The sequence below is a fragment of the Pacificitalea manganoxidans genome, assembly GCF_002504165.1.
Lineage (GTDB): Bacteria > Pseudomonadota > Alphaproteobacteria > Rhodobacterales > Rhodobacteraceae > Pacificitalea > Pacificitalea manganoxidans.
Genome location: NZ_CP021406.1, coordinates 127,671 through 141,124, shown reverse-complemented (window position 1 = coordinate 141,124; position 13,454 = coordinate 127,671). Strand labels below are relative to the sequence as shown.

Here is a 13,454-nt window from a genome sequence, read left to right as displayed (position 1 = left end):
TCAATGACCATGTGCCAGCGCCCCTTTGGCCAAGCCTTCGCCAACCTGTTCACCGCCGGACGGCGGCGCCTTGGCCTCTTGGCTGTTAAGCAGGCGCAGGGCGTTGGCCACCACCAGCAATGACACTCCTACGTCGGCTGCAATAGCTCCCCACATCGATGCCAGTCCGAACGCGGTAGCGACAACGAAAACGCCCTTGGTCGCCAAGGAAATACCGATGTTCTGATGGATAATCGACATTGTCCGGCGCGAATGACCGATCAGCCAAGGCACCTTGCCGAGGTCGTCGGTCATCAGGGCAATATCCGCCGTCTCGATTGCCGCGTCCGAACCAACAGCACCCATCGCGATGGCGTAATGCGCGCGCGCCATGGCGGGGGCGTCGTTCACCCCGTCGCCGATCATGGCCACCATGTCATGCGTTTCGACCAGTTCTTCGATGGCTGTCACCTTGTCTTCGGGCAGAAGCTCGGCACGGACCTCGTCGATGCCGACCTCGGCGGCAACAGCGCGCGCTGTCCGCTCGTTGTCGCCCGTCAGCATGACGATGGTCTTCACGCCTTGCGCGTGGAGCTGTGCCACGATGCCCTTGGCGTCGGGGCGGATACGGTCGCGCAATTCAAGGATGCCGGTCACGCCGGTGTCGTCGCCCACGGCAACAAGGGTGCTGCCAGCCCCTTCGATGCGGTCGCGCAAATCCTTCGGAATGGCGTCGCCGAAACCCTTCTCCTCGGCAAACCGGTCCGACCCTAGCCAGATCGACCGGCCGTCAGTGCGTCCTTCAAGTCCCCTACCAGGAACGGTTCGGGTATCTTCCGCGGCGGACACCTTGATGCCGTCGGCTTCTGCCCGCGCGAGAATGGCGCGCGCCAAGGGATGCGAGGAACGTGCCTCGAGCCCCGCGGCGAGGGTCATCAGATCCTGCGCCGATGCTCTACCCAGCGGATGCACCGCCGCCACCTCGGGCTCGCCCATGGTGATCGTGCCGGTCTTGTCCATGGCCAGTGCAGTGGTCTTGCCCGGTGCCTCAACATATGCACCGCCCTTGATCAGCACCCCGGCCCGCGCTGAGGCGGTGAGTGCGGCAACGATGGAGACCGGTGTCGAGATGACCAGAGCACACGGGCAGGCGATCACCAGCAGCACGAGTGCATTGTAGAACCAATAATCCCAAGCCCCACCGAAAATGAGCGGCGGCAGCAGGGCAATTGCAATGGCGAGAGCCATGACGATAGGCGTGTAGATGCGGGCGAACTTCGCCACCCATTGCTCCACCGGCGCGCGGCGGGCATGGGCGTCGCCGACCATGCGGATGATCTTGGCCAAGACGGTGTCCGAGGCGGCCTTCGTGGCGCGCACCGTCAGTGTGCCTTCGCCGTTGATCGTACCGGCATAGACATCGTCGCCCCGTTCCTTTGGGACCAGCGCACTCTCTCCGGTGATTGGCGCCTGATCGACGGCCCCTGCCCCATCGACAACCTCACCATCCAATGGGATGCGGTCTCCGCCGCGCACGACGAAACGTGCGTTGATAGCAACCGCAGAAGCCGGAACGTCCGCTTCCGATCCGTCATCATAAAGAACTCTTGCCGTCGGCGGCGCCAGGTCGAGCAGAGCTGAAACCGCATTCCTCGCACGCCCGACGCTCCAGCTTTCGAGGAAAAGCGAGAGCGAGAAGAAGAACGCGACCGTCGCCGCCTCGAAAAATTCGCCGAGGCCAATTGCACCCGCGACTGCGACTACCATGAGCAGGTTCATGTCGGGCGACAGCCGCCGAGCGGACGACCATGCCTTGGGTGCCACGAGCCAGACACCGAACAGGATCGCAACCGCGAATAGCCCTGCCTCGACCAGTGGCATCGGCGCTTCGCCGTGACCCGCGAAGAGGCCGAGCGCCCCGCCCATGCCGGTCTCGATGATGTGCCACAGAAAACCCGCGGCCCAGAAGCCGCCACTGAGCGCCGTAAACAGCCGCTGTCGTGCAAGATGGGCCGCCTGGTCGACCGACGCATTTTCGGCATCCCAGGGCTTGGCGGTCATGCCGGTGCTTGCGACCAGTTCTGCAATTTCGCCGTCCGATACACTCTTGGCGCTGTCGAGAATAGTCATCCGTCCATTGATCACGTCGAACGCGAGATGCTCGGCCCCACCGATCTTCGGGCCGACCACCTTGTTCAGGATTGCTACCTCCTCGGCGCAATCGAGGCCGGCCACCTGAAAACTGCGCCCGCCCGCTGGCGCGGGCGTCGCCGGAACGATGTCGCCGCACGTTCCGGCGCTCCCGCAGCAGCTGCCGCCGCTTGTCTCGGCATCTTCGGCGTGATCGTGGTCGTGACGATGGGTGTCGGACGGCATGAATGGACCTCTGGATTCGGGTGCTTTACCAGGACATAGCCCCTACAGTAGCTAGAGCTTCAAGAGCAAAATACGGTGGTATTTCAGTTTGTTTTATTGCTAGAGGATGCGGCGACCGGCTCCATCACGCCTTGAGGCATGAACAGCCGCTGCAAAGAAAAACAGTCACGAAAGGAAGCTTGATGCGGGTTTTGATGCTGAAGCAAAAAATGATGGTTGCAGTGGTGCTGTCGCTTACGGCCGGATGCGCAGTCCAGCCGACTGGGCCGGGCGACGCGGCAGACCAGCGGGGCAACGTTCCCGAAGCCGTGATTGCAATGGCTGCCCCGGATCAGGATGTTGCAACCGCGCGCTTGGTGCCCGAGGACGGGTGCTACTGGTACGAACACAGCGGCCCCGTTGAAACGACCTTGCTGCCGCTGCGCACGGCGAACGGCAACCCTATCTGCGTCGCGCGGGAAGTGTGACGACGACCCGCACGTCACATCAATGCGCTGAGAGTTAATTACCTCATTCAACTTCTCGCGGTAACGCTGTCCTCAGCCGAATAAAGATGTGCTGTCGATCCGATCTCGACGTTCGGATAAAGCTCGTTGATGTGTGCCATAACCATCCGCACGCAACCCGAACTCGCACGACCGCCGATGCTTCTCGGATAGGGTGTGCCGTGTATCCGAAGATAGGTGTCGCGATCACCGACATAGAGATAGAGCGCCCGTGACCCGAGAGCGTTTTCCGGCCCTGGTTCCATCCCATCGGCCCATTGTGCGTTCACGGGATCGCGTTCGATCATGTTTTGTGTTGGCGTCCAGTGCGGCCACCTGACCTTGCGCTTGATGTTATAAACACCCGGCTCGTAGAGGTTGCCCCGCGCGATCGCCACGCCGTAGCGCATCGCGGTTCCACCCTCCTCAATGTGGTAGAGATACCGCGCGACCGCATCGACATGGATGTCTCCCGGCACGAGGCCGTCCTTCGCGTCCACACGCTGAGGCAAGAAACGTGGGTGTAGTCCCCAAGGGTTTGACGTGGCCGGATCGAAGCCGGGCGGGCTGACTTGCGCGTCCCATTCAGCCTTCTGCGCCTCGGTGGGCCAGTTATCGGCAAACACAGGGTTGGCCACAGTCGCCGAAAAGAGCGCTGTTGTCGTTTGAATAAAGTGTCGTCTTGTCAGCATGTCGTACCCTTTCGGTTCCCACCGGCGATCAATGGCAAGAACGATATACATTCTCGTCGGCTAGATAGGACTTCTAGTGGCTAGAGGTTCAAGGGTAAATTTTCGTGAACGCATGCAGGCGACCCTTGTAGCACATGCTTGCCTTGCGGGCGGGTTAACGGCCAACCAGGTCAGGTCCGAATTAGCGTGGTAAAGCGGGAGTCAGGGGGCGGAGTAGGACAGATTTGCCGAATTGGTCCCCCGGTGGATCGGTTTTGGTCGAAAGATACTATCCTGACACCCTGTCGATCTTCACCCGCCCGTGTCATTGGCCGAAACTTCGGCTTGGAACTCACGTTGTCGCTCAGGCCAGGTGCTCTTGATGTAGACGAGGATAGCCGCGATCTCTGCGTCTGTCAGATCCTCTCCGAAGGCCGGCATGTCGCTCTCGTATCCCGGCACGACGGCCCCGACCCCGCCTTTAGTGATCTGAAAAAGCATGCGGTCTGAATGGTGCCAAGTGTGGCCTGAGTCATCATGCGGCGGGGCCGGCATTCTTCCTGTGTCAAGACGACGACGCCAATCGGGCTGACCCTCGAGGCTGGCACCATGGCAACTGGCGCAGTTGTCCGCATAAAGCTGTTGCCCTGCCATGACCTGGGATGCAAGCACGGGCTCTCCCAAAAACGTCAGTCCCTCGACACGCGGGTCAACCGGTTCCGATTGGGCCAGCACCACAACGCCGGTGGTCGCGAGCGCGGACACTAGGGCAGCGAGGTGCGCTGACCGCCTGACCGTACACTTCGCCGATCGATCTTTCGGCCCTTTATTCATCGGCATAAACTGAAATTCCGTCTGGGCCAAAGGCGTAGGTCCTTAGCGTGCCTGACTTGACCGCAGCCATGCCCGGGTGCATTCGCGGGCATTCCCGGCAAGGTGATACCCGTTATCGCCGGACGGGTTTCCAGCAGCCGCTCGATGATGTCGACGGGGACGAGACCGCTGACATAGTAGCCGTCGATTTCGGCCAAGTGGCAGCCGATGCCCTGGGCGGGCACACCGACTTCGACCGAGCGTTTGTCGAAGTCGCGGTCATCCACACGCGTTACGGTAAAGCCGTGTTCTTCGAGATAATCCCCATAGGCATCACAGCAGCCGCAGCCCGGATCGCGCCAGATGGTGATCTGCCTTTCGCTGCCCGTCAGACCGGGCGCCACATCGCCTGTCGCTTGCGCCCAAGCCGATGTGGTCAGGCCCACCATTCCGACAATGCCGCTGCCAATCAGACCAAGCGCGTTTCTTCTCTGCATCATTTTCTCCATCATAGTTCTCCTGTTTCGATCCAGGTTGCGCCGCCGTCACGGCTGAATTTCAAGATGCCGCCCAACAGGGCAGCGATGTAGGTCTCGTCTCTTGGATGAACCGCAACAGCGGTCGCAGCTTTGCTGGCCCGCTTTTGCCAGATGACTCCGCCGTCCTGCGATGCCCAGAGGCCCGAACGCAGAGCGGCATACATCACTTCCGGCGCCGAGGGGGCACTGGCCAGCGACAGGATCGGTTGACCGCCTGGCAATGGCGCTTCGGACGGTGGGGCTTCACCCGCAACCAATGCGTCCATCGCGTTGCCTGGCTGCACGTCCTGCCAGCGACAAAAGCAATCGGGCACCCGCGCAAGGCCAACCTCGGTGCCCGCATAGATCCAGATCCCGCCCATGCCGGTTTCAAGCTCGACCGAAGCCAGAGCAAGAGGTTCGCGCTCTGCGTCGTCGAGCCAGGGGCGGTCCATGGCGAGCGACCAGGTTGCGCCGGCGTCCTCGCTCTTCCACAATCCGTCGCCGCGAACCGAGGCATAGATCATGTCCGAGTTCCGCGAGGCGATGGCAACGGCATTGATCTCTCCGTCAGGCAGCCCAGCGTCGCTGACGCGCCACGAAGCGCCCCCATCTTCGGAAGTGCTGACACCGCCCACGGCGAGCCCCGCAACCACACGGCCGGGCCGGTCGCGATGGGTCGCCAGCGACAGCACGTTCCCCGGTGTCTCTGCCGCGGTCCAAGTCCGGCCGTCATCGTCACTGACGAACAGCCCTCCTCTCGCCAGCAGAATGGTATCGCCATCAAAGGCAAGTGCCGCTGGATCACCATCGCTCGCCGCGAGTGCGAACCCCGGCAACATCGAAGCGACGCCGATACTGAGTGCCGCGGTGAGTACCTTGCGCCGGTTTGGCCGACATCCAATCTCAATCGACTTCAATCTGCATGCTCCTCTGCTCATGCGACGCGGATCACGCCCATCATCCCGGCCGCCTGGTGCTCAAGGATGTGGCAATGGAACATCCAGTCTCCGGGATTGTCGGCGACCAGGGCGATTTCGACCTGCTCGCGCGGCGCGATCAGCACGGTGTCCTGCCATTCACGGAATTCGGTCGGCACGCCATCGCGGCTGATGACGCGGAAGGAGTGGCCGTGCAGGTGGATCGGATGGTCGAAGGCAGTGGCGTTCGTCATTTGGAGGATATGGCTCGCGTCGCGCTCCAATGTCAGGAAGGGATCGAGCATGTGCCCTTCGGCCGCGACGCCATTGACGAACCACATGCCGCCACCCACAACGCCACCCATCATTCCGCCCATCATGCTGCCGGACTGGCTCGGGCCCATCTGGCGCTCGACCATGGCGCCCATCATGCCCCCGGTGAACAGGATTTCGTGACGACGGGCTGCGTTCAGATCAGGTTCGATCAGTGGATTGGCTGGAAGGGCAATTTCCCATTCCGGCGGCGTGGCACGCAGGGGCGTTTCGTCAAAGACGACATCCAGCAGGTTAAATTCATTATCGCGATAGGCGCGGTCGACGATTTGAAGCGTGGTTCCCGGGTCGGCAGGGCAATCGAGCATTATGTCGGCACGCATCGCCGGGCCCAGAACCACGACACCGTCAGGCGCGGCGTGCGGGGTGATCGGCTGGCCGTCGAGCGCAATGATGCGCGCGGAAAGGTCGCCGAAGTCGAGCGCGAAGATGCGGGCGTTGGCGGCATTGATCAGCCGCAACCGGATGCGTTCGCCTTGCCGCACCACGAAGACATCGGGAACACGCCCATTTATCGTGACAGTATTGCCCAGACGGCCCGCATGGCTCATGTCCATGGCTGCGCCGAAGTCATCCGCAATCGCCGCGTCCCGCGTCAGCCGCCAGTCGTCAAGCAGCCAGGTGACATCGCGGTCGACCCGCGGCGGGTTGGATTCGTCGATGATGAGTGGTCCGGCCAGCCCACGTCCGACCTGCTCGAAACTGCGCTGGTGGGGGTGATACCAAAAGGTCCCGGCATCGATCGCGTCGAACTCGTAGGTGAAGGTTTCTCCGGGTGCGATCGGCTTCTGCGTCAGGTGTGGAACCCCGTCCATCGCGTTCGGCAGACGAAGTCCGTGCCAATGGACGGTGGTTTCCTCGTCCAGACCGTTTGTGACGACGATGCGCAGCCGATCGCCTTGCCGAACCCGTAGCTCCGGGCCGGGAACCTGACCGTTGAAGCCCCAAACGGGGGTTGCGGGATAAGGTTCTGGGACCAGCCTTGCCTGTCCCGGCGCGGGGCGCAGCGAAAAGCTGCGGATTTGCGGCTCGGCGCGCAGAGGCTTTCCGAAAGCCGCGTGTCGCTTTGCCTTTAAATCTGAGACATGGCGCTTTGAGCGTCGAGTTTTGTCCTTAACTGTGAGATTCGGCTGTCTTTGGTCCTGTGCTTCTGGCGCGCTGTTGCGCAACATGATCAACTGCGGCAAGCAGACGTGGCTCTCTCTCGAAGGCGCGCAACAGAGCAATTCTTACATAGTCGTCGGCACCGGCGCTGGATATGGCCGCTTTTATCAGCGGACGAGACTGGGCCGCAGCGATCGCCGCAAGGCAGAACAGCCTCACTTCCGGTCTGGGGCTCTGAAGAGCGAATAACGGATCCCCGCGGACGGCCTTGAGCGACATGCCAAAGGTGACCGCGCGCATCGCACGTCGAAGTAGGTTGGGGCGGTTTGACGTCGCTGCGTGCTCAAGCAGCCCTGCCCCGCAGCGCGCACGGTCTATCAGTTTTTCAGGCAACTTTTCGTCACCGGGCTTTGCGAGGCTCCGAACAAGTAGGGTCCCGCAAAATTGGCAATCAAATGCCCAGGATCGCCGCCAATGCCTGAGCGAGAGGCCGCGTCGGGAACACTCGGGGCAAGACTGGAAAGGAACTTGCGCTGTGAGCATCATCTCCATTTTCGTCATTGCCCTAAAAGTCATTGACTGCACGGTGTCGGGATCGACACGCGCAGCGATAGATATCTTTTCCGCATCGGCCGCCTCAACGTCGAAGTCCAGGGCGGCGCCATGTCGTGTATCGATCTCGATATGGGCCAGCAGTTCCGCGTCATTACAGTAGTTGGCCGCAGCCAGCCGAGACAACCAACCTGACAACAACTCGTCTGGCAGCGGCGCGACAGTCTTTGGCAGCGGGCGCGGCTTCACACCCGGGACTTCTCGAGCCGCCGCCCAGCGGACGCGTGACGCGACCAAACCGGCGTCCATTTTGCGATTGCGTCATCGGTGATGCATTCATCACCAGTGACAATGGCGTCGATGGAAAGATCCTTGATCAGGGCGAAGATGCGCGAGGTCACCCCACCGGTCAGTGCAAGCATCTGCTTGAGCGACTTGACCTTCAGATTGGATTTCTTCTCGAGGGGCATTGCCGCGATGAGTGTTTGAATCATGTCCGAGAACTCGGCATCGTCGCGCCAGTTTGGCAGGTGATGTTCGTCCAGCCGCCTGGCAAGCTGGAGATCACCACGGATGGCATCGACGGCCTCGCTGACCCCGAGGCATACCAGCGACACTTCGAGTTCATTGCTGAGATACCGCAGAACATTGAGAAAGCGGCGCTGTTCGCGGTGGGTCCCGGCCAAAAGATTGTGGACCTCGTCGATCATGATCATCCGCAGGCCAAGGTCGCGCAAGAGTGCGATGACACGGACTTCGAGGGAAGCCACATTTTGAGCGCGGGCGCTCAGTGCCGTCGCCGGGGCGCCGACGGCGGCCAAGATGTGCAGATAGAACCGCCGTTCGTCGGGTGCGGGCGGCGCTTGCAACAGCAGAAGCGGTGTGCGCGTGATGCCTGACGGCGGATCGTATTCTGGTGCGTACTTGCGCGACAGGTTTCGGGCGATCATCGTCTTTCCGATCCCGGACGCGCCATGCACAAGAAGGCCAGGCATACGGGTTTGCCTTGGCGCCTCGATCATACCCTGCAAACGGTCCAGCACTTGTTCGGCCCGCGGAAAGCCGATCCAAATGTCCGATTGAATGAGGGCGATCCGACCGTCTTCCTCAGTTGTCCCTGCCGTCAATTCACCATCTCTCTACCTTGAACAATGGGCGCGATGTATCACCCGTATCGATCGCGCGCAGCCCTTCGGTTGTCGCGACAGCCGAGTTGGCGCCCTCCAATGTCCCTTTTCTTTCACGGGATCGGCGTTCGGCCTTCGTGAGGCCCCGGCTTTCAGCTTCGATCTGGCGTTGCTGTCGGATCAGCTCAGCCAGGACCAGCTCATTGGACCCGGACTTGCCAAGTGCACGGGCCTTCCTCATGGCTTCGCGATATTCCCAGAGCGGCACGGGCGGAATTTCCAGGTTTCTGTAACGCGCCTCAACATATCGGCCATCGTCCAATTCGACCCAGATCATTGAGATATCGCGAGGGTCGTAGCGAACGACCACCTTCCCATCGCTGCGCCCAATGTGGCCTGCAAGAGCATCCGACCAGTACCGTATCTGAAACAGATGGATGCCGTCACGCCTGACCTTGCGCAATTCGCTCGGCAAGAAGCTCACCCGAAAGGCTTCCATCTCGAAGGGGATGTCGCCCATCATTTGCTCTGAGAGCGCCTCCCATTTGGCGACGGGCGTACAGCCAAGACTTGAATGAATGCTGTTGTTGTAGCGGCAGATTTCCAGGGCAAACCAGCGATCGAAGTCGCCTAAAGTCATCGTGGCCATGCCTTCGGCATCGTAGTCGCCCTTGGCCACGACCGAGGATTGCGTTGTTCCAGGCAACAGGTGCACGGCCCCCATCATCGTGCCGATCAATCGTTCGATGTGCCCTCCGAAATGAGGACTGCCTGGCGGCCGATAGACCAGATCGATCCCCCATTCCGCACATGCCGACCGAAAGGCATGCGACCGGAAATCGCGCCCGTTATCGACGTGGATGCTATGCGGTTTACCCTGCGCGGGCCAAGGAACATTGCACACCAATTCCGCCAGAAGTTCCGCCTTGGGGGCCACAGCCTGTGTCAGGCAAAGCGCCACTGACAGACGCGAAGGGGCCTCCAGAGAGGTGTAGTATCCAGTTACCATCCGCGTTGCGATGTCGATCGCCAGCGTGACCCAAGGCCGCCCAATTGGTTGGCGTTCAAAGCTGTCGACAAGAATGATGTCCGCCGGCGTATGATCAATTTGGACGATCTCCAGTGGCACACTGGCCTTGACCTCACCTGTGACCGGCGCAAATTTCTGGCGGGCCACCTTTGCGCCCTCTCGTGCTTTCGCAACTTCGCGGGCATCCATCGCATCCAGACGACGCTGAACCGTCCGCCGTGTCGGCGGCTGCAAGCCTTGTTGCCAGCACGCGCTGCGGATTTCTGTCACGACGCGCGACAGGCTCGAACGCTCCCGGCGCAAGAAATAACGGCGAAGATGTTCTTCGATCACCGCTTCAACTTTGCCGGATATCAAAGTTGTTCCAGTCGGGCGGCCCCGTTTCCGCGGCACCAGAGCGCTCGTGCGCCCACCCTCTTCGGCCAGCCGCTTTAACCAACGCCATACCGTAGCCCTGCTGACACCGAGTTCCCAAACGGCATCATTGATGCCACTTTCCAGACCGCCAGTACCTTTCAGATATGCCTGAACAAGCGGACGCAGCACTGCAGCCCTGCGCGCCTCTTCTGCACCAACGGCAACTGAGTCTTCGCCATCATTTTCCATCGATATCTGCCGCACAAGCCTGTGAACCCTGTCTCAGGTTTAAGGGCAAAAATATCGGAATTAAAGGCAAAATCTCATATTTAAGGGCAAAACACAGTCGTTGAATTCATTGAATTTCTCATCTCACAATTAAGGGCTACGCGACACCTGCAGCGTGGAGGCGACGGACTCAGACAGTACGCTAGGCTTGAAAGTGCCTTGCGCGACCGACAGTAATGTGGCTCCGAATACGCCGGCGGCCGCCGCTTCCGTCGGCGTAGCGATACCCAGCAGGATCGTCCCGATTACGCAGAAGATGATGATGCTGAATGGAAGGATCCCCGCGATGGCTTTGGCCACGTCCCTGAGAGAAATAGGGTTGAGCAGTTCGTCGCCTTTGCGTGGCGCCACTGACGGCGTCAAGACCAGCCGGAGGGCGATGTAGGCAATGAACATGGCGGCAAGTAAAATGCCGGGCAGGATGCCAGCGATCAGGAGCTTGGCGACGGAAACGTTCGTCAGCATGGCGGTGATAACAATGGCGATGCTCGGCGGAATGATCGGGGCCAGCGAGGCACCCGACAGTATTGCGCCAATCGTGAGTCGGCTGTCGTAACCCCGGCGCATCATCTCAGGGTAGAGCAGCCGCGCCATCATCGCGGACACACCCATGGTGGATCCCGATAGGGCTCCGAAGATCACCGAGAGCACTAGCGTCACGATGTAGAGCCGACCGTGGATCCCGCGGATGAGCGTGTCCACTGAGTCTAGCAGTCGGTTTACGGAACCTGACCTGAACAGTATCTCGCCCATTAGGATAAAGAGGGGCACGGCGGCTAGGACGGTCCCGGTTAGCGTGTCGAAGATCGAATTGACGATTAGCGGAAATCCCTTCGACCCCACTAGCAGAAGTAGTCCGCCGATATTGGCGAGGAGAAAGCCGACGAACATCGGAACGCCGGAGGCGAAGACGATGATCAGGAACGCGAACCCGCACGGAATGAGAATCCACCACGCCATCACAGGACCTCCTGGCGGCAGCGTAGCGCCGTATGAAGCCCGGCATATGCGTCGCGGAAAAAGTATAGAGCAGACCAGAGAAACCCGTATGTGATCCAGATCGAGATGAAGACCTTTTGGATTGAGCCGACCTTGATTAGGAGAATGCCGTCGACGAACTGGCGATGGTTCTCAACGAGCGAAAGTACCGTGATAAGCAGGCAAACGATGCCCGATACAAGGTTCAGTGCAACCACCCAACGATCCCGCGCCCGCTCGCCGAGATATTCGAGCACTGCGGACAGAGCAACGTGAGCCTTGTCTTGTGTGATCTTTGGCATCGACATCATCACCGAGGCGAGAAGCAGGTAGGATACGGTCTCTTCGACCCACCACTGCGGCTTGCTGAAGAAATATCTTGCCACGATCTCGAGTAAATAACTGCCTACGATGGCCAGAAGGCACAACTTGGCGATCACGTAGAACACGCTCGTGATCGCATCTCGAAGGGTTCCGAACTGATTTGACATACTGCTTGGGCTTTCCATTTGACAGTCTCCTCACTGCGCCCGTTGAAGAGGAATTGCAGCTTCAACGAGCGCAGCGATGTCACTTCGTGAGACCAGCGTTCTCGGCAAGTTCGCGCAGGGCTGTGGCCGCCTCGCCGCAGCAGGTCTCGGCCAACTGCCAGTTGTGCGACACCCAGCCATCTTGAACTATGTCTGCGTTCTCGGGGGAAAGCTTGACAACTTGCACACCGAGGTTCTCCAGCTGGCTCTGTTCGTTTTCGACGTAAGCGTGGCCGGCTTCTAGATTGTCGTGCTCGAGTGTCACAGCGACCTTTTCGATGAGGGCCTTCTGCGCGTCGCTCAGTCCGTTCCAGCGATTGAGGTTCATCAGGAACAAGCCATCGACATTGCCGAATGACGGCATCACGCGGTAGGGCGCAACCTCGTAATGTTTAGTGGCGACCATGCCACTACTCGGCCCACACGCCCCATCGACGACACCGCGGTCGAGCGCGGTATAGGTTTCGGAAAACGGCATCGCGACGGGCTGGGCCCCCATGGCCGCGATCACACCCTGAAAGCTCGAGATACCGCGTACTTTTAGGCCGGACCAATCGTTTTCCGGGTCAATCGGCATACGGAAGTAGCAATGATACCCCTGCGGGGCCAGCGGCGAGATGGCGATGAGTTTCAGCCCATGAGTCTCCTGGTAGAACGCATCTAAAGCGGCGAACACGCCAGAGGACCGTCGCAAATCCACGTCTGGAGCGATCACGTCGGTCACCAATCCTAGCCCCCTCGATCCAGCGTGATAAGCGCCGTGAGTGTAGAGCAGGTCGAAGACCCCGGATTTCACCGGTTGGAGTTGCTCGAAGGCGGGCACCACTTCCGGGCCGTTCAACTCCACCTGCAAGTCCGCGTTGCCCGCTTCGACCGCGTCCTTGAACCCCTCGACCTGCGCGTATGTCAGTGTGTCGCTTGAGGGCCAAGACGTGAGAAGTCGCAGCGTCTCCGCTCCTACCGCGCTGGTCGTCATCGCAATCGCCATGATTGTCGCGGCTAGTGTTCTAGTGTTGTTCATATTTTCCTCCCATTAATGATCTTCTGTCGCAGAGCTGACCGCTTCACCACGCGCCTTGTCCACCGGCGCCCTCACATGCACAGCAGATGCCTGCACCTGGCCCGAACCAGACTGAGGTAGTTGACCCGGTGTTGCGCGCTTCCTCCCTCACGTCTCGCCGTTCAACTGTCCAATCAGGATGCGGCAAATTACGCATTATCTTAACTAAAATGTATTTTTAGTAAAGTCAATCGATGGCTGGCGGAGACGATGCAATCCGCGTGAAGTACAATTAACTATTAATTAACAATAAGATAAGCTGCAGGAGGCCGATGTCCGCCATGTTGAAGCCTCCATGCTGCATCTGCAACGGCCCGACCTTGGCGGGGTAAT

At 60.2% G+C, this 13,454-nt stretch carries 12 protein-coding genes and 1 pseudogene; 1 reads left to right on the top strand and 12 read right to left on the bottom strand.

Going from position 1 to position 13,454, the window contains the following annotated elements; genetic code table 11:
• A complete protein-coding gene (locus CBW24_RS16795) occupies positions 1-2,355 on the bottom strand; it encodes a heavy metal translocating P-type ATPase (protein ID WP_097374471.1) in 2,355 nt (784 codons plus the stop codon).
• Positions 2,356-2,537: 182 nt separating this feature from the next.
• On the opposite strand from CBW24_RS16795, the gene CBW24_RS16790 reads away from it, so the two are divergent.
• Positions 2,538-2,822, top strand: a complete 285-nt coding sequence (locus CBW24_RS16790) for a hypothetical protein (RefSeq protein WP_028095377.1) — start codon at positions 2,538-2,540, stop codon at positions 2,820-2,822.
• A 47-nt stretch (positions 2,823-2,869) separates the two neighbouring features.
• On the opposite strand, the gene CBW24_RS16785 is transcribed toward CBW24_RS16790, so the two are convergent.
• From CBW24_RS16785 to dctP, 11 genes and pseudogenes are all read right to left on the bottom strand, one after another.
• On the bottom strand, positions 2,870-3,532 hold the full coding sequence (locus tag CBW24_RS16785) for a L,D-transpeptidase (protein ID WP_088665003.1): 663 nt from the start codon (positions 3,530-3,532) through the stop codon (positions 2,870-2,872).
• Positions 3,533-3,823: 291 nt separating this feature from the next.
• Positions 3,824-4,345 (bottom strand): c-type cytochrome, encoded by a 522-nt coding sequence (locus tag CBW24_RS16780; protein ID WP_157773260.1) that lies wholly within the window; start codon positions 4,343-4,345, stop codon positions 3,824-3,826.
• Positions 4,338-4,833, bottom strand: a pseudogene (locus tag CBW24_RS16775) (DUF411 domain-containing protein). Before CBW24_RS16775 ends, CBW24_RS16780 begins: the two are co-directional and overlap by 8 nt.
• Positions 4,833-5,762, bottom strand: a complete 930-nt coding sequence (locus CBW24_RS16770; RefSeq protein WP_223870725.1) for a WD40/YVTN/BNR-like repeat-containing protein — start codon at positions 5,760-5,762, stop codon at positions 4,833-4,835. Before CBW24_RS16770 ends, CBW24_RS16775 begins: the two are co-directional and overlap by 1 nt.
• A gap of 17 nt (positions 5,763-5,779) precedes the next feature.
• On the bottom strand, positions 5,780-7,267 hold the full coding sequence (locus CBW24_RS16765; protein ID WP_408636705.1) for a multicopper oxidase family protein: 1,488 nt from the start codon (positions 7,265-7,267) through the stop codon (positions 5,780-5,782).
• A complete protein-coding gene (locus tag CBW24_RS16760; RefSeq protein ID WP_093037357.1) occupies positions 7,209-8,000 on the bottom strand; it encodes a TniQ family protein in 792 nt (263 codons plus the stop codon). Before CBW24_RS16760 ends, CBW24_RS16765 begins: the two co-directional genes overlap by 59 nt.
• Positions 7,997-8,878, bottom strand: coding sequence for a TniB family NTP-binding protein (locus tag CBW24_RS16755; RefSeq protein ID WP_093037101.1), 882 nt, complete (start codon positions 8,876-8,878; stop codon positions 7,997-7,999). The genes CBW24_RS16760 and CBW24_RS16755 overlap by 4 nt, the downstream gene beginning before the upstream one ends.
• A 1-nt stretch (position 8,879) precedes the next feature.
• Positions 8,880-10,514: a TnsB C-terminal domain-containing protein gene (locus CBW24_RS16750; RefSeq protein WP_139274568.1), complete on the bottom strand. Its 1,635-nt coding sequence runs from the start codon at positions 10,512-10,514 to the stop codon at positions 8,880-8,882.
• 129 nt (positions 10,515-10,643) lie between these two features.
• A complete protein-coding gene (locus CBW24_RS16745; RefSeq protein ID WP_097374469.1) occupies positions 10,644-11,513 on the bottom strand; it encodes a TRAP transporter large permease subunit in 870 nt (289 codons plus the stop codon).
• Positions 11,513-12,040 (bottom strand): TRAP transporter small permease, encoded by a 528-nt coding sequence (locus CBW24_RS16740; protein WP_097374468.1) that lies wholly within the window; start codon positions 12,038-12,040, stop codon positions 11,513-11,515. The genes CBW24_RS16745 and CBW24_RS16740 overlap by 1 nt, the downstream gene beginning before the upstream one ends.
• Positions 12,041-12,101: 61 nt before the next feature.
• Positions 12,102-13,082, bottom strand: a complete 981-nt coding sequence (gene dctP, locus CBW24_RS16735) for a TRAP transporter substrate-binding protein DctP (RefSeq protein WP_097374467.1) — start codon at positions 13,080-13,082, stop codon at positions 12,102-12,104.
• Positions 13,083-13,454 lie beyond the last annotated feature (372 nt).